Source organism: Actinoplanes couchii, assembly GCF_016862075.1.
Taxonomy (GTDB): domain Bacteria; phylum Actinomycetota; class Actinomycetes; order Mycobacteriales; family Micromonosporaceae; genus Actinoplanes; species Actinoplanes couchii.
This window is the reverse complement of the sequence record NZ_BOMG01000064.1, coordinates 147,771-162,513: the sequence shown is the minus strand read 5'-3', so window position 1 is coordinate 162,513 and position 14,743 is coordinate 147,771. Positions and strand designations below refer to the sequence as shown.

19 protein-coding genes are annotated in these 14,743 nt (G+C 70.4%); 7 read left to right on the top strand and 12 right to left on the bottom strand.

The window, feature by feature from the left end; translation table 11 throughout:
- The first annotated feature begins 108 nt into the window (after positions 1–108).
- The 4 genes from Aco03nite_RS26515 to Aco03nite_RS26500 all read left to right on the top strand — a co-directional run bounded on the left by Aco03nite_RS26515 (position 109) and on the right by Aco03nite_RS26500 (position 3,311).
- A complete protein-coding gene (locus Aco03nite_RS26515; protein ID WP_203798985.1) occupies positions 109–417 on the top strand; it encodes a hypothetical protein in 309 nt (102 codons plus the stop codon).
- 223 nt (positions 418–640) lie between these two features.
- Positions 641–1,066 (top strand): RDD family protein, encoded by a 426-nt coding sequence (locus Aco03nite_RS26510; RefSeq protein WP_203798984.1) that lies wholly within the window; start codon positions 641–643, stop codon positions 1,064–1,066.
- Positions 1,067–1,103: 37 nt separating this feature from the next.
- Positions 1,104–2,639: a sensor histidine kinase gene (locus tag Aco03nite_RS26505; protein WP_203798982.1), complete on the top strand. Its 1,536-nt coding sequence runs from the start codon at positions 1,104–1,106 to the stop codon at positions 2,637–2,639.
- Between the two features lie 9 nt (positions 2,640–2,648).
- Positions 2,649–3,311: a response regulator transcription factor gene (locus Aco03nite_RS26500; protein WP_203798980.1), complete on the top strand. Its 663-nt coding sequence runs from the start codon at positions 2,649–2,651 to the stop codon at positions 3,309–3,311.
- 12 nt (positions 3,312–3,323) lie between these two features.
- Here the strand turns inward: Aco03nite_RS26500 and Aco03nite_RS26495 are convergent, their stop codons facing one another.
- Positions 3,324–4,085, bottom strand: coding sequence for a hypothetical protein (locus tag Aco03nite_RS26495; protein ID WP_203798978.1), 762 nt, complete (start codon positions 4,083–4,085; stop codon positions 3,324–3,326).
- On the bottom strand, positions 4,082–4,609 hold the full coding sequence (locus Aco03nite_RS26490) for a SigE family RNA polymerase sigma factor (RefSeq protein ID WP_203798976.1): 528 nt from the start codon (positions 4,607–4,609) through the stop codon (positions 4,082–4,084). The genes Aco03nite_RS26495 and Aco03nite_RS26490 overlap by 4 nt, the downstream gene beginning before the upstream one ends.
- A gap of 185 nt (positions 4,610–4,794) precedes the next feature.
- Here Aco03nite_RS26490 and Aco03nite_RS26485 point away from each other — a divergent pair, with 185 nt between their 5' ends.
- On the top strand, positions 4,795–5,457 hold the full coding sequence (locus Aco03nite_RS26485) for a phosphatase PAP2 family protein (protein ID WP_203798974.1): 663 nt from the start codon (positions 4,795–4,797) through the stop codon (positions 5,455–5,457).
- Between the two features lie 9 nt (positions 5,458–5,466).
- Here the strand turns inward: Aco03nite_RS26485 and Aco03nite_RS26480 are convergent, their stop codons facing one another.
- From Aco03nite_RS26480 to Aco03nite_RS26460, 5 genes are all read right to left on the bottom strand, one after another.
- Positions 5,467–5,952: a hypothetical protein gene (locus Aco03nite_RS26480; protein WP_203798972.1), complete on the bottom strand. Its 486-nt coding sequence runs from the start codon at positions 5,950–5,952 to the stop codon at positions 5,467–5,469.
- A 104-nt stretch (positions 5,953–6,056) separates the two neighbouring features.
- A complete protein-coding gene (locus tag Aco03nite_RS26475; RefSeq protein ID WP_203798970.1) occupies positions 6,057–6,230 on the bottom strand; it encodes a hypothetical protein in 174 nt (57 codons plus the stop codon).
- A gap of 120 nt (positions 6,231–6,350) precedes the next feature.
- On the bottom strand, positions 6,351–7,574 hold the full coding sequence (locus Aco03nite_RS54175; protein ID WP_275415904.1) for a prolyl oligopeptidase family serine peptidase: 1,224 nt from the start codon (positions 7,572–7,574) through the stop codon (positions 6,351–6,353).
- A gap of 89 nt (positions 7,575–7,663) precedes the next feature.
- Entirely contained in the window at positions 7,664–8,254 is a 591-nt protein-coding gene (locus Aco03nite_RS54170) for a TetR/AcrR family transcriptional regulator (RefSeq protein WP_203798967.1), read from the bottom strand.
- Between the two features lie 103 nt (positions 8,255–8,357).
- Entirely contained in the window at positions 8,358–9,143 is a 786-nt protein-coding gene (locus Aco03nite_RS26460; RefSeq protein ID WP_203798964.1) for an HNH endonuclease, read from the bottom strand.
- Positions 9,144–9,255: 112 nt separating this feature from the next.
- Here Aco03nite_RS26460 and Aco03nite_RS26455 point away from each other — a divergent pair, with 112 nt between their 5' ends.
- The gene (locus tag Aco03nite_RS26455; protein ID WP_203798957.1) at positions 9,256–9,729 is read left to right on the top strand and encodes an NUDIX domain-containing protein; all 474 of its coding nucleotides are present in this window, start codon (positions 9,256–9,258) and stop codon (positions 9,727–9,729) included.
- Positions 9,730–9,791: 62 nt separating this feature from the next.
- Here Aco03nite_RS26455 and Aco03nite_RS26450 read toward each other — a convergent pair whose 3' ends face one another.
- The 5 genes from Aco03nite_RS26450 to Aco03nite_RS26430 are packed head-to-tail and all read right to left on the bottom strand — an operon-like array spanning position 9,792 to position 13,708.
- Positions 9,792–11,663: a DUF6528 family protein gene (locus Aco03nite_RS26450; protein ID WP_203798955.1), complete on the bottom strand. Its 1,872-nt coding sequence runs from the start codon at positions 11,661–11,663 to the stop codon at positions 9,792–9,794.
- A gap of 56 nt (positions 11,664–11,719) precedes the next feature.
- On the bottom strand, positions 11,720–12,235 hold the full coding sequence (locus Aco03nite_RS26445) for an SUKH-4 family immunity protein (protein WP_203798953.1): 516 nt from the start codon (positions 12,233–12,235) through the stop codon (positions 11,720–11,722).
- Positions 12,236–12,262: 27 nt separating this feature from the next.
- A complete protein-coding gene (locus Aco03nite_RS26440; RefSeq protein WP_203798951.1) occupies positions 12,263–12,967 on the bottom strand; it encodes a WXG100 family type VII secretion target in 705 nt (234 codons plus the stop codon).
- Entirely contained in the window at positions 12,967–13,278 is a 312-nt protein-coding gene (locus Aco03nite_RS26435; protein ID WP_203798949.1) for a hypothetical protein, read from the bottom strand. The genes Aco03nite_RS26440 and Aco03nite_RS26435 overlap by 1 nt, the downstream gene beginning before the upstream one ends.
- On the bottom strand, positions 13,271–13,708 hold the full coding sequence (locus Aco03nite_RS26430) for a YbaB/EbfC family nucleoid-associated protein (protein ID WP_203798947.1): 438 nt from the start codon (positions 13,706–13,708) through the stop codon (positions 13,271–13,273). The genes Aco03nite_RS26435 and Aco03nite_RS26430 overlap by 8 nt, the downstream gene beginning before the upstream one ends.
- Before the next feature lie 134 nt (positions 13,709–13,842).
- Here Aco03nite_RS26430 and Aco03nite_RS26425 point away from each other — a divergent pair, with 134 nt between their 5' ends.
- A complete protein-coding gene (locus tag Aco03nite_RS26425) occupies positions 13,843–14,673 on the top strand; it encodes a helix-turn-helix domain-containing protein (RefSeq protein WP_203798946.1) in 831 nt (276 codons plus the stop codon).
- Positions 14,674–14,743: the final 70 nt, after the last annotated feature.

The following is a 14,743-nucleotide window of genomic DNA, read 5'->3' as shown; positions in this document are numbered from 1 at the left end:
CGGCGGCGTGACCGGACTGACGGGAATCTGACCGTCGGTTTCACCTGCTCAGCGCCGGGCACACCAGCCACAGCAGACCTGAAGACCAGTGAACCGAGGGCGGTACGCATGACCTACACCAGTGATCCGGTAGGCCGCGAGCACCTGGCCGACGACACCGAGCAGACCCCCTTCGACGTCGAAGTCGACGACACCGCCCCGGCGCCCCGCAGACGCGTCAGGCAGGCGCTCAGCGGAACGCGGGACCGTGTGGCGGACGTGAGCCGTCGCCCCGCCGTGCGCCGGACCGTGCCGCCGGCGGTGATCGCCGCGGCGCTCCTGGGTGCCACGCTTGTCGTCGTGCAGCGGCGGCGCGCGGCCGCGGCCCGGCAGGTGATCCCGTCCGGGCCCGCGGCCTGGCTGCGCCGCCTCCGCTGACCTGCGGTTCTCGACCCTGCGGGGCCCGGCGCGACGCGCCGGGCCCCGCGGTGCGTCTGCGAACCCCGGTAAGACCCCGGTAAGAGCCGGGCCCGCCGGTGTCAACCGATCGGATGACACCGGCGGCTGCGGGAATCAGTCCTGCTACCGACGCGGCGGGCAGGCCCGTGTTGCGAACCTTGACGCAGTCGGCCGGAGGCGGCCGGAAGCGAAGGGGACATCGATGAAGTACGCGGGTTGGTTCGTTCGTGTGGGTGCCAACACCATCGACGGACTGGTGCTCGCACCGGCTCTCGTGGTCGGCGCGGCCACCGAGCGGCCGGGGCTGGTCGGCGTCGTCCTCATCCTGCTGGGGGCCGTCGTGTTCGTCTACAACCGCTGGTTCCTGGCCGGGCGCACCGGGCAGAGCTGGGGCCGGATGGTCCTCGGCGTGCACCTGGTCGGCGCGGACAGCGGGCGGCCGGTCGGAGTGCTGCGCGCCGCCGGCCGTGACTGGGCGCACCTGCTCGACGGCGCGATCTTCAACCTGGGCTATCTGCTGCCGCTGTTCACCGCCCGCAAGCAGACGATCGCCGACCTGGTGTGCCGGACCGTCGTGGTCTCCGAGGTCCCTGCTCCTGCCGCTGCCCCGGCACCGGCGCCGGCCTGAGACACCGCGGCGGACACGGACCTGGAAGTCTTGTCGGATGATCACATGGTGGGCGGCGGCCCGCGGTGCCGGCCCGGCCCGGCTGACGTACGAGATCGGCCTGGCCCTGCTGGTCGCCGCGATCGTCGCGGTCTCGGCCCTGGACGCCGACACCGTGGCCACCGTGCTCGTGGTGATCGTCACCGTGATCACCACCGCCCTGGTCCCGCTGCGGCTGGTCTATCCGGCGGGAGCGTTCGCGGCCGGTGCCTGCGCGAGTGTCGTGGCCGGGGGCCAGAGCATCGCGGTCATGGTGGTGATGGGCGTCGCGGCCGGCTACCGGATGACGCATCTCGGGCGCACCGTGGCGGCGTTCGTGATCGGGCTGCTGGCGGTGGCCGGGGCGCTGCTGTTCGAAGGGGACTTCGACGGGGGCTCGATGATCCTGCTGGGCGCCCTGTACCTGATGTTCGCCGTGCTGCCCGCCGTCGTCGCCCGGGCGGTGGCCCGCCGCCGGTCGCTGGTGAACGCGATGCACACCCGGAACCTGCAGCTTTACGGCCAGCAGGCGGCGGTGGCCCGGCAGGCCCGCGAACGGGAACGCACCCGGATCGCCCGTGACCTGCACGATTCGCTCGGGCACCAGCTCACGTTGATCTCGCTCTACACCGGAATCCTGTCGACGGCCGACGAGAAACAGCGCGCGGAGGCGGTCGGACTGTTGCGGACCACGTCGGCCGCCGCGATGAGCGAGTTGCGGCAGATCCTCGGCATCCTGCGCCAGGAGGACGGCGACGAACCGGGCGCCGCCCAGCCACTCAGCCGCCTCGACGACCTGCTGGACCGGGCACGGTCCGCGGACGCCGACGTCACACTGCGGCGCGAGGGGGAGGAGCGGCCGCTGGCGCCGATGATCGAACACGCCGCCTACCGGGTCGTCCAGGAAGGTGTCACCAACGCGCTGCGGCACGCTCACGGGGGTGCGGTCCAGGTGATTCTGCGGTACGAGCCGGACGCGGTGATCGCCGAGGTGGTCAACACGCCGGGGGTGCCGTACTCCGGGCGTACGTCAGGCCAGGGTCTGATCGGTCTTGCCGAACGTGTCCGGCTCGCCGGTGGGGTGCTCTATCACGGCCGGATGCCGGACGGCCGGTTCCGGATCGCGGCGACGCTGCCCTACCGCTCGGAGGTCGCTGAGGTGGTGCCGGTGACCGCGCCGGCCGGCGACTTCAGCGTGCACATGGACCGGACGGCGCGGCGCTCCCGGATCTGGCTGGTGGCCGTGGGTGTCGGCGTGACCGCGATGGTCGGGTTGTGCTCGGGCAGCCTGATCCTCGCCGAGACGATGCTGACCGTCGACGAGCAGACCTACGACGCGGCGACGGTCGGGCAGCCGGAGGAGTCGGTCCGCGCCACCCTGCCCGATCCGGGGAACGGCACCGCGAGCACGGTCGACGGCGCGGCCTGCGTGGCCTACGAGTCGTCGTTCGTGGCCCGGCTGGGCGATGATCATGCGGGTGACCTGTCCTACCGGTTCTGCTTCGCGGATGGTGTGCTCGCCGCCAAGGAGTCCTTCTACCAGCCCGGCCCGTGAGGTGCTGCCATGAGCGCGACGATCCGGGTGCTGATCGCCGACGACGACCGGCTCGTGCGTACCGGGATCGGGCTGGTCCTCGCCCCGCTGCCGGACATCGAGGTGGTCGCCGAGGCCGCCGACGGACGGGAGGCCGTCGCTCTGACCCTGGCGCACCGGCCGGACGTGGTGCTGCTCGACATCCGGATGCCGGTGATGGACGGCCCGGCCGCCCTGCGGGAGATCCGGCGGACCGCCCCCGGCGTCGCGGTGATCATCCTGACCACGTTCGGGGAGGCGGCCTACGTGTCCGAGACCCTCGCCGCCGGGGCCGCCGGATTCCTGCTCAAGGACTCGGCGGTGGACGAGCTGGCGCCGGCGGTCCGGGCGGTGGCGGCCGGCGAGGCGTTCCTGACCCCGGCGGTCACCCGGCAGGTCCTCGACCGGCTGCCCGCGCCCGCCGCCCCGGCGGTCGACCCGGCCGCCGAGCGGCTGGCCGCTCTCAGCGACCGGGAACGGGAGGTGATGGTGCTGCTCGCCCAGGGCCTGTCGAACCCGGCGATCAGCGAGCGGCTGCGGATCAGCGAGGCGACTGTGAAGACCCACCTCAGCCGGGCGTTCCTGAAACTCGGCTGCGACAACCGGGTGCAGGCCGCCCTGCTCGTCCACAAGGCGGGCCTGCTTCTCGACTGATGCCCGGATCCGTTACTCGGTGGTGGTCCAGCCGGTTGTGCCCGGCACGGTCACGGTCCGGCCGTCGCTGGTCAGGGTGCCGGTGATCGTCGGCTCGGCGGCCTGCGGCGCAAGAACGGCCTCGGCCAGACCGCTGCCGGGGACACCTGTCACCGGCGTGCCGGTGCCGATCGTGGCGGTGGAACCCTGCGGGCCGACCACGACCGCGATGCCGGGCCCGTCCGCGGAGGTGTCGATCAGCGACGCGCCCTGCCGCGCGGCGTCGAGGTTGCCGCGTTCGCTCATCTGCTGGGGCGTGGCGCCGCGCGGTCCGTCGAACCAGACGATCTGCGGGTCGGTGAGCAGGCCGAACCGGTACGACACGTAGGCCAGCGCCACCCGCCGGTCGCCGACGTCCCCGGCGTACAGGACCCGGACGGTGTCCCGGTCGACGACCCGCCACAGTTCGGTCGGATCCTGCTTGTCCTCGGGCACCGCCCGCAGCCCCTCCTGCCACGCGGTGTCGGCCGCGAGGGAGCCCCGGACCGGGCTGTTGATCAGCGCGTCGTCGGCCGAGGCGACGGCGACCGTCGGTGCCCAGCCCGGCACCGGCAGCAGTCCCGACTGCACCCCGACGATCCCGGCGAGGGCGGCCGCGGCGACGCCGATCCGGGCCCGGCGGTGCCGGCGGTGGCGGACCTCCCGGTGGTGGAATCCCAGCCAGGGGTCGTCGGGCAGGGTGATCGCGGCCGCCCGGTCGTTCATCTCGTCACGCAGTTCGGTCTCGATGGTCACGGTCGGCTCCCCAGCAGGTTGTCAGCGGTGAAACGGAGGTCGGTGGTGTCCAGGTGGTCACGCAGGCGTTGCAGGCCGCGGGACGCCTGACTCTTCACCGACCCGACGGAACAGCCCATGATGTCGGCGGTGTCCGCCTCGCTCATGTCCTGGAAGTAGCGCAGAACCAGCACGGCCCGCATCTTCGGTGGCAGCTTGCGCAGGGCCGCGTACAGCTGCTGGCGGTGTTCGATCTGCTCGTACGGGTCGTCGGCCCGCGCGGTGTCGGCCGGCAGCTGCGGGATCTCGCCCCAGCTGCGCCGGCGCCGCCACGAGGTCGCGGTGTTGACCATCACGCGGTAGACGTAGGCGGTGGGCGCGTCCATCGCGGCGACCTTGCGCCACTTGCGGTGGGTCTTCTCCAGCGCCGCCTGCACCAGGTCCTCGGCGTGGCTGCGGTCGCCGGTCAGCAGGTAGGCGGACCGGAGCAGCGGGCCCCACTGCTGTCGTACGAATTCCGGAAAACCGTCGTCGTCAGGTCTCATCGACCGTCTCCCTCAACTTCATGCCGGAGAAACGCCTCGAACCGCGTCCGGGGTTGAGTCGACTGTCCCGGATTCCGGTTGCCGGCCGGGGTGATCGCGGCCACGTGGCCCGGACGGTGCCGCGATCTGAACACCACGGACCCCACAGGTGTCTTTCAGGTAAACAATCACTAAGATCCGCGCATATGGGTCTGCAACCGCCGGAGTTCTCCACCGATCTCTATCGCGTCGTCGTCGGCATGGCCGATCGATCGCCGGAGAGTGTCCAGTGGTTCATGGAGCACTTCACCGAGTTCTCGATCATCATTCTGCTGGGGATCGTGGTGTGGCTGTGGTGGCGGGCCCGGCACGCGAGCGCCACCACGATGGCGCTGAGTGTGCTGGCGCCGGCGGCCGGCGTGTTGGCGTACCTGACCAGTGAGGTCAGCAAGACGTTCCTGACCGAGGAGCGTCCGTGCCGGGCGGTCGGCCTGCCGATCGTGGCCGCCGAGTGCCCGCCCGTGGGCGACTGGTCGTTCCCCAGCAACCACTCGACGATCGCGGGTGCGCTGTTCATCGCCGCGTTCCTGGTGTCGTGGCGCTGGGGCCTGATCGCCCTGCCGATCGCGACGGTGGCGGCGTTCTCCCGGGTCTTCGTCGGCGTGCACTACCCGCACGACGTGCTGACCGGCTACCTGCTCGGCGCGACGGTCACCGCCACCCTGACGTTGCTGCTGGCCCGGCACGGCGCCCGCCTGGTCGAGTGGGGCCGGTCGCAGACCGCGCTGGCCTGGGCCTTGGGGCCCGGTGTCCCGGCTGCCCGGCCCGAGGTCAGGGAGTTCGCCGGGGCGGGGACCGCGAGGTTCTAGCGAGCTTCCCTACGGAGCGAGGGCGAATGTCCGGACCGGGTCGAGGTGCAGTTCGTAGGGGCCGAAGCAGTCGGCGGCGAGTGTCGCCACCGGGGCTCCGCAGGGGCACGCCAGGTTGAGGCCCTGGTTGCCTGCCGGTCCGCAGCAGCCACTGCTGTTTCGGTGGTCGGGTAACGGTTGGAGACCGGCGGCGTCCTCGGGGTGCACCACGATGGTGTCCCGGGGGCCTGCGGAGATCACGAAGCCCTCTTCATGGCAGACCAGGGGGCCGCGGGACTGTGCCGGTTCCGGGTCGCCCTGGTTCTCCTGCAGCACGTAGGGGAAGCCCCAGGGCTGTGGGTCGATCGCAAAGTGCCCCGGTGGGATCGTGGACGGAGCGCGGCGGGTCTTCTCGTCCCGATCCTGCTCGGACTCGTGGACGTCGGGGATCGCCCGGAGCTCCACCAGCTCCGCGGTGATCGCGACGCCGCACCGGGAACACAGGAAGACGGTCAAGTCCTCGTTCCTCGTCGACGGGGTCACTTCGATCGATTGCCCGTTGAGTATGCATCGTGCCCGCGATTGATCCGTTCGAGCCACCCGGTTTTCGGGGTCGGCCGTCAGATCAGCGCCGCCGCGGTTGCCACGATCGCACCGGCCACGGCGACCAGCATCAGGGCTGCGGCTCCGGCTCCGGCGGCGAGGCGGCCGGCGATGGTGAGTGCACCGGCGCGGGCGGCCAGTACCGGGGAATCCTGGACGGCGACGGCGTCCGAGTCGTCGAAGAAGATCACGCTGAGTAGGTTACGACACCGAAACCTTGCTGGAAAATCCCTGCTCAAGTGACTTCTAGCACTCAATCGCAGGCCGTAACCGAGCAAGAACATTACGTACGGTGACCAATGTGGAATTGATCAACGACGTTGCCGGGACATCCACTGCCAAAGGTGCGTGCCGTTGATGGACGGGGCGTTACGGGCCACGTAGATCCAGGACCAATGGCCGGCGAACTGATGGCCGTTCCAGATCACGTTGTCGTAGAGCGTCAGCCGGGACCGCGGGATCAGGTCGTGGGCGTGCACGGTGTTGGCGATCGGGTCCACGGTCGCGTCGTCGCGGGACGTCACCAGCCACGTCGGGGTGGTGATCGCGGTCAACTCGGCGTCCGGGATCAGCGGCGGGCTCCCGGCGACCACGCCGCAGACCGGGACCGAGGCGGCGTACGTGTCCGGGTAGACCGTGGTCATCTTCATCGTCATGTAGCCGCCGTTGCTGCAGCCCACCACGTAGATCCGGTCGGTGTCGACGTGGTGCCGGCGGGCGACACCGGTGACGATCTCCTGGATCAGCGGGGCGAAACGGGGGCCGTCCTGCATCCAGGCGGAGAAACTCTGCGGCGCCACCACGTACGCCCCGTTGAAGATCTTCTGGGCCTCCGGGGTGGAGAAACCCAGCGCGCCACGGTTGGCGCGCAGCGTCGTCTCGTTGTCGTAGTAGCCGTCCGGCAGCGACGCGCCCTCACCGCCGCCGTGCAGCCAGACGATCAGCGGGCGGCGGCCACCGCGGCGAGGGTCGAATAGGCGGTACTTCATCCCGGACGGTGACTCGTGGTAGCTGTACGCGTCGACCTCGGGGTTGACCAGACGACCCTGACGGAAATCGGTGAACGTGACGGGTCGCCCGTACACCAGCAAGGGTTTGATCTGCTTGATCGTGTAGACCAGGGTGAGGCGGACGTTGCGGGACTTGCTGTTGAGGTAACCGAGCGTGTTGCCGCCGGGCATCCCCTCGGCGTGCGCCAGGTCGAGCACGATGTCGCCGGAGCGGTCGATGCGGGCGGCGGTGACGGTGCGGTCCAGGTCGTAACCGGGGTCGTTGGCGGCGGCGACCGGGCTGGTGGCCGTGACGTGTACGGCGAAGGTGCCGGCGGTGAGGCTGGACCGCTCGATCGGCCCGATGCGCGAGGTGTCCAGGGTGATCGACGTGACCTGTTCGCCGCCGTCCAGCGTTCGGGCGTTCAGGACGAACTTCAGGCTTGCCGCGGTACGACCACCGGCGCGCGCCGCGGCCGCGGGCATCGTGACGGCGGCGGCTGTTCCCGCGCCTGCGGCCAGAACGGCGCGTCGACTGATCGGCACTCTTGTCGCCTCCTCGAAACACTGTGGAAACGGGATAGACATATGTCTACCTCTGAGTAGACCGATCGGTAGGTTCCGTTACCTTTCCGTTACCCGATTGCCCGGCGCACCATGGCGACGTAATCGGCGAAGACGGCGGCCATGTCGAATCGCTCCGGGGCGAGCAGCCACTGGACCTGCAGGCCGTCCATCATCGCCAGGATCCCGGCAGCCTGGGCGTCACAGTCCACATCGGCACGGATCTCCCCGGCGGTGATGCCGTTGCGGAGAGCGGTCGCGATGTCCGCCCGCAGCCGCAGATAACGCTCCCGGAACCACTCCCGGGCCGGATGATCCGACCCGGCGGACTCTCCGGCCAGCACCGTGAACGTCTGCACCAGACCCGGGACCATCGTGTTGTACCGCACCAGCTCCACCAGCCGGTCCAGAGCCGCCAGCCCCCGGCAGCCGTCCAGCCGGAAATGCGCGGTGTCCAGGCGATCGCGCTCGGCCAGCACCGCCACCAGCAGATGCTCCTTGCTCGGGAAATGATGCAGCAGCCCGGCGTTGGTCAGTGCCGCGCCGGCGGCGATCCCGGCCAGCGTCGACCCCCGATAGCCGTGCGCGGCGATCGCCCGCAGAGCCGCGTGCAGCACCCGCTCCCGGGCCGCGTCCCCACGCCCCGCCTCCTGCTGCGCCACGAGACCACCTCCGGCTGGAAGTACGATCATCAACGGTCCGAACACTCGCTAGGCGTTACGCCGTGACAGGGAGCTGTCCCGTGCAGGGGCATCCGGGGTCACGTCAGCCGCGGAGTCGACCTTTCAGTTGCGACGGGGTGAGAGCCGGCCGACGCCGATGAACCATCGCGTGACAGTTGGCGCACAGCGGCACCAGGTCGCGTTTCGGATCCACCCGGTATCCCGGTCCGAGCGTTGATATCTCGCGCACGTGGTGCACGTGAATGAAGTCGCGTCCCAACGGTCCGTACATCTCGTGGTAGTTGAAGCCGCAGACGAGGCAGGTAAGGCCGTGGTGGCGGATGCAGGCAGCACGTGCGTTCCGGTCACGCTCATACCGGTTGACCATGACGCGGGTGACGTCGCCCTCGGCGTACGTTTCTGCTGTGAGCTCCTCGGGGTTGGCATAGGGCGTGTCGCCGACATGCGCCTGCCACAATTCCTCCAGGTCCTGATCATGGGGCTGGGCGACGGCGACCCCGGAGCCCTGAAGACGGTCCCAGGAGACCGCGGGCACCCTGCCCTTGAGCACCTCGACGGGAAGCCGGTCCTCCACCGCCAGCACCTGGTCGAACTCGATGTCGGCGTAGGTTGTCCGGCGACCGGACCCGTCCCAGTGCTCAGCTTCGTAGATCGCATGAGAGAAGTGACCGCTGGCGACTATGCCTCTCTGGCGACGTTGACGCACGAGAAAGGCCCGGTCCCCGATCGTGATGCCAGATCGGCGTAGAGCCACACTCCAGCGCTGGAGTTCGCTCCGACCTGCCGCGGCTGCCTCGACGGCCGCTTCGTGATCGGGGTCGGGCCATCCCGGACCATCAGGGTTCCCAGTGAGCAGGAAGGTCGCCATGCCGGCCATCCTCGCGTACGAACGGCGAGACCAGCAGCATCATCCTGATTGCCGCTGTCCGGTCCTTCGCCATCCCTTCCGTTCGAGGTGGCGAGGGTGTCACTGTCGGGGGGTGGCCATCTCACCGCATCTGGCTCGGTTGCGCTCGCTGATCGGGCCTGAGCTGATCCTGCTGCCGTCGGTTTCGGTGCTCGTCGTCGACGGGGACGGGCGGCTTCTGCTGGTCCGGCACGCCGGGGACCGGCAGTGGTGGGCGGTGCCCGGGGGTGGGGTCGACGTCGGTGAGTCGCCGGGTGAGGCCGCGGTTCGGGAGATCCTCGAGGAGACCGGGCTGCGGATCGGCGGTCTCCGGCTGCTCGACGTGCTCGGCGGGCCCGACTACGAGGTGACCTACCGCAACGGCGACCGGGCCGCCTACGTCACCACCGTCTACCAGGCCGCCGTCGAGGGTGGCACGCCTGCGCCGGACCAGGACGAGATCAGCGAGCTGGGCTGGTTCGCCCCGGACCGGCTGCCGGATCTCAACCGGTTCACCCGGGCGCTGCTGCGTGACACCCGCTGGCCGTCAGGCGGTCTGTCGCTCTGACCAGGCCCGGGGTGGCGAGGCCGACCGTGCGGCCAGCCTCGCCCTTCTGCGAACCCTCCTGGTCAGGAGATCTCGCTGATCTTTCCGGTGTGCAGGACGCCGTCGGTGCCGCGGACCGCGTACACCTGGAGGCTTCCGGTGGACGTGTCGGTGCGTACCGGGGTGGGCCAGGAACTTCCGGTCCAGGTCTGGTTCCACAGGCCGATGCCGGACCGCAGGGTCACCAGGTCCAACTGGGCCGAGGGCCAGCCGGCCGCGGCCAGCGCGCGGACCTGGCCGGTCGCCGGGCTCTCGGTGCCACCGGGCACCAGGGTCGACGCGACGGGCCAGGTGGTGTCGGAGCCGGCGCGGTGGTAGACGCCACCCCACAGGGTCACCGTGAACAGGTGCAGGCTGCCGTTCGGCAGGGCCGCCGCGGCCAGGTCGGCGATCTCCTTGTTGTTGTCCACGGTGGTGACGGTGCTGCTCCACACGCCGGCAGCGGTGGCGGTGCGCTCGCGCACGCCGCCGGTCGAACCGGCCAGGATCAGGTGCAGCTTGCCGGTCGGGTGGGCGACCGCGGCGATCGACCGCAGGTCGGTGCTGGAGTCGACCTGGCTGGACGTCGCGTTCCACGGTTGGCTGGCCGGGCGCTTGCGGTACCAGACGCCCAGGTCCGGGATGAGCGTGAACGCGTGCAGGTTACCGGCCGCGTCGGCGGTGACCGTCACGTCGGTGATCCGCAGGCTGTTGTCACGCTTCTCCGTGGCCTGCCACACGCCGTCGGCATCCCGGGTGCGCGACCAGAGTCCCTCGCCGGGAATCAGGGTGAGCACGTGCTGCCGGCCGTCCTTGTCGATGGTGGCCGCGATCCGGCCGACCGTCGCGGTCTCGCCGACCTCGACGGTGGTCCCACCGGCACTGTCGAACACCCGGCCGCGTTGGGCGATGTCCTCGACGCCGTAGTACGGGCTCGCCACTCGGGCCTTGTAGAACTCCGCGCCCGCCTTGGTCACCGACTTGGCCGGGTTGAAGAAGTCGAGCGTCGCGGTGCAGTAGCCGTTGACGGGCGTGCCGCAGTCCACCGGCGGCGTCCGGTATTTGTCGGCCTGGGTCTGCACGATCTGCCCCGATGGCTGCAGGCTGATCGACTTCACCGCCTGACGATCGACCCCGGTGCCGGCGCTGGTGAGCTGCTTGGTGGTCTTGTCGTAGGCGTACACCCGGGAGTTTGTGGTGATCCACAACTTGTTCGGGTCGGTGTGGTCGGCCGCCACATCGTGCACGTCGTCGGTTCCGGTGCTGATCTTCAGGGTCCGGGTGGTGTCCACCCGCAGGCCGGGCGTGGAGGCCGGGCCGGTGACCTCCAGCGCCATCAGCACCTGCTCCTTGGCCGTGCCGTCGGTCGGCGAGCCGGTCACCCACAGCCGGCGGATGCCCGGATCCCACAGCACGGAGTGTGCCGCCGGGAGGGGGAAGGATGCCGGCTTGGCCGCGGAACTGGTCGGGTAGATCCGCACCTCACCGGTACCGGTGGCGGCGACCGCGACGTTGCCGTCCGGCAGCAGTTCGGCCGAGTGCAGGTTGTCGCCGCTGGTGGCCTTGGTCGCCCAGACCCGCTTGCCCTCCGGGTATGTCGCAACAGTTACCAGGCCCGGCCCGTCCGCCACGACCAGGCGCTGCCCGGCGGTGGTGTTCCGGACCCGGAAGTCGTTGCCGCCGTTGAAGCCTTCGCCCTCACCGGTGGTGTACCCCAGGTCCGTGGTGGGTGCCCACGTCCAGGAGTCCCACGTGTAGGTGGACGTACTCAAGCGATAGATCTTGTCGGTCTTCTGGTCCCCGGCCAGGACCGGAAAGTCCGCGACGGCCGCGACCGCCGCCGACGGCACCGCCAGGGCCGATGTCATGCTGATTACCAGCGCCGCCAGAACGGCGCCGGTTCCCCGTTTGTTCATGTGGAAATCATATCCACGTTGCTAAAGATTCAAGATCATCGACTCTCGGGCTGGGGTCAGCGCAGCTGGGAGATCACCAGGGGCCACCAGCACTCGGGCTTCATGGCGTCCGGGTCGATCGACTCGAACAGGTCGGCCAGGACCGCGGCGCGCTCGGCACGGCCTTCCTTGCCCTCGTCGTCGGCCACGAAGCGGCCCATCTGGTACAGGAACTCGGCGAAGGTCCGGAAGGTGGAGTTGACCCCCTGGATGTCGCCGGCCTCCATGTCGAGCTGCAGGATCTCGCCGGTCCGGGGATCCATCACGTACAGCAGCCCGGGGTTGGTGGCGACCGCGCCCAGGGCGATCAGCCGGATGTCCAGGCTGCCGTCGTCGGTGGCCAGCTGGATCACGTCGTACAGTTCGAAACCGGCCTCGATCTGCGCGGTGTAGACGATCGCCACGTCCTGCGGGATCTCGTCGCCGACCGGCAGGTCCTCCTCGGGGATGCCGCCTTCGAGCCACGACTCCCGGGGGAACGGCACCAGCTCGTCGACACTCCACAGGCTCAGCAAACGCGGGTCAGCAGTCATGTCCCCATCCTCCCCGACGGCGGTCGGTCAGCCCTCCACCAGGGCGGTCAGGTTTTGCAGGCTGCTGATCAGAGCACCGGTGTAGCCGAAGATCCGGCCGCACCACTTGGCCACCGCGGCGACGATCTGCGAGACCCCCAGCGGGATGGTGACCACCAGCAGCGCCTCCGCCGCCCAGACGATCACCCGGGCGACCAGGTCGCAGATCAGGTCGCGGACGATGTCCCGGACGAACTGCACCAGGTTGCCGGCCGCCTGGGTCGCCGCGGACATGGTGTTCGCCAGGCCGGCCAGCCCGCCGATGCCGTCCACGTTGCCGGCCATCAGACCGTGGTACGCCTCGGCCGCGCTGCCACCCCAGTCGGGCAGGTCGGCGGCGAGGTTGGACTGCAGGTCGACGGCCATCGTCTGCAGCGCGCCGGCCATGTTGGCCCAGGTCTGCGCGTGCCCGGTGATCACGTCGGGGATGCCGGCCAGCTTGTCGAGGATGTCGCGCAGCGGCTCGAAGTGCTCCATCGCCCAGCCCAGCCCGCTGGACAGCAGCGTGCTGAACGGGTCGAGGACCGCGGCCGCCGCGTCACCGGCGAACGCGCCGCCGGCCAGCAGCGTGTCGACCCAGCTGCCACCCTGGACGGACTGATAAAGCCCCTGGGCGCCGTCGGCCAGACCGATGCCGGTGAACGCGGTCCGGGTCGAGACGGTGTCGGCGACCAGCGACGAGTTGGACACCATCAGCGGCCACCGGCCCGGGTGATCCGGTCCCGCGCGCCGGCGTCGGCGGCCTCGTAGTCACGGGCGGTCGCGGTGATCGCGTCGGCCGCCGCGCGCAGGTTCTCGTCGACCAGGCCGAACAGCTCGTCGGTGCCCTGATGACGTCGTTCCAGGATCGCCGAGATCCAACCGCACAACATGCCGTACGCCGCGTCGTTCTGCCCGATCGCCGAACTGGCGCTCTTGATCGCGTCGAGCTGGTCCCGGACCGCCAGCAGTTTCGCCGCGTGCCGGTGCAGCTGGCTCGCGTCGACCTGGAACGCGTCAGCCACGGTAACGATCCTCGCCGCTCCGGGAAGCCGTCCCGGGCTCGGGGCGGTCCAGCTGCTGCCGCATCCGGTCACCGATCACCTGCGCGGACAGCGAGTTCGCGCCCATCGTCTCGACCGCGATCGCCTGAGCCTGCTCGGCCGCCCCGGCCCGGGCCTTGCGCAGCGCGCCGAGCACCGCCTGCGCCACGGTCGCCGGGTCGACACGGTGGATCCGGTCGGTGAGCACCAGGTCGATCAGCACACCACCGGAGTCGACGGTCACCTCGGCCAGGTTGTTGCCGTCCTTGGCGGACGTGCGCACCTGCTCGATCCGGGCGGCCATCGCGGCGGCCCGCTCGGCGCGGCGCTCGGCGTCGTCGCGCCAGCTGCGCAGATAGTCCCGGGAAGCCTCCGGATCGAGGAACGACCCGGGGTCGGAGACGTTCGACATCGGCTGATCTCCCCGTTTCATACGACGCTGCGTCCGATCCGCGAAGTTATCAGACGGTCCTGTCCAAGATCGATCCGGTGCCGGGGTGCGGTACACCCTGGATGGCCGGGGACGTCGGTGTTTACCCTGGTCGCATGGCTGTCAGCGACCTCGGGCGGTTTCTCGTCGCGCGGCGGGCCCGGCTCGGGCCGGAAGACGTCGGGCTGGTGTCGCACGGGCGGCGGCGGGTCGCCGGGCTGCGCCGGGAAGAGGTGGCCGTGCTCGCCGGGGTCAGCGCCGACTACTACACCCGGCTGGAGCAGGGCCGGGAGCGGGCGCCGTCGCCGTCGGTGCTGGACGGGATCGCCCGCGCCCTGGACCTGGGCCCGGACGGGCGCGAGCACCTGTTCCGGCTGGCCGGCGTCCCGGCCGCGGACCGGTCGCCGCTCACCGACCGGGTCGACGACGACCTGCGCGAGCTGCTCGGCGAGTGGCCGCACCAGCCCGCCGTGATCCTCAACCGGCGCCTGGACCTGCTCGCCCGCAACCCGATCGCCGACGCGCTGTACTCGGACTTCGCCGACACCGGCAACCTGGCCCGGATGACGTTCCTCGACCCGGCCGGCCGCACCTTCTTCGCCGACTGGGAACCGGCCGCCGAGGCGTGTGTGGCCCATCTGCGGCTGGCGCTCGGGCACGATCCCGGCGACCGGCGCACCCTCGCGCTTATCGACGAGCTGACCGTTGCCGACGACGGGTTCCGGCAGCTGTGGGAGCGGCACGACGTGCGCGGCAAGACCGGCGCGGCCAAACGGTTCCGGCACCGGGCGGTGGGGGAGCTGACGCTCACCTATCGGACCTTCGACGTCCGGGGCTCCTCCGGCCAGCAGCTGATCGTCTACCGGGCGGCGCCGGACAGTCCCGCCGCGGATGCGGTGCGCCTGCTCGGCATCCTCGCCTCGACCGCCCACCGACTGCAGTCCTGAAAGCTGAGTCGAACTGTCGGGCCGGGAGGCCCGTCGGCGGTGGCGCAGCGGATGGCGGATCAGTGCCGGA

Coding starts and splice junctions, on each gene's coding strand:
- Aco03nite_RS26490 (WP_203798976.1), bottom strand. CDS start 4,609: ATGAGACCTGACGACGACGGTTTTCCGGAATTCGTACGACAGCAGTGG.
- Aco03nite_RS26485 (WP_203798974.1), top strand. CDS start 4,795: ATGGGTCTGCAACCGCCGGAGTTCTCCACCGATCTCTATCGCGTCGTC.
- Aco03nite_RS26450 (WP_203798955.1), bottom strand. CDS start 11,663: ATGAACAAACGGGGAACCGGCGCCGTTCTGGCGGCGCTGGTAATCAGC.
- Aco03nite_RS26460 (WP_203798964.1), bottom strand. CDS start 9,143: ATGGCGACCTTCCTGCTCACTGGGAACCCTGATGGTCCGGGATGGCCC.
- Aco03nite_RS26425 (WP_203798946.1), top strand. CDS start 13,843: ATGGCTGTCAGCGACCTCGGGCGGTTTCTCGTCGCGCGGCGGGCCCGG.
- Aco03nite_RS26445 (WP_203798953.1), bottom strand. CDS start 12,235: ATGACTGCTGACCCGCGTTTGCTGAGCCTGTGGAGTGTCGACGAGCTG.
- Aco03nite_RS26510 (WP_203798984.1), top strand. CDS start 641: ATGAAGTACGCGGGTTGGTTCGTTCGTGTGGGTGCCAACACCATCGAC.
- Aco03nite_RS26500 (WP_203798980.1), top strand. CDS start 2,649: ATGAGCGCGACGATCCGGGTGCTGATCGCCGACGACGACCGGCTCGTG.
- Aco03nite_RS26430 (WP_203798947.1), bottom strand. CDS start 13,708: ATGTCGAACGTCTCCGACCCCGGGTCGTTCCTCGATCCGGAGGCTTCC.
- Aco03nite_RS26440 (WP_203798951.1), bottom strand. CDS start 12,967: ATGGTGTCCAACTCGTCGCTGGTCGCCGACACCGTCTCGACCCGGACC.
- Aco03nite_RS26505 (WP_203798982.1), top strand. CDS start 1,104: ATGATCACATGGTGGGCGGCGGCCCGCGGTGCCGGCCCGGCCCGGCTG.
- Aco03nite_RS26515 (WP_203798985.1), top strand. CDS start 109: ATGACCTACACCAGTGATCCGGTAGGCCGCGAGCACCTGGCCGACGAC.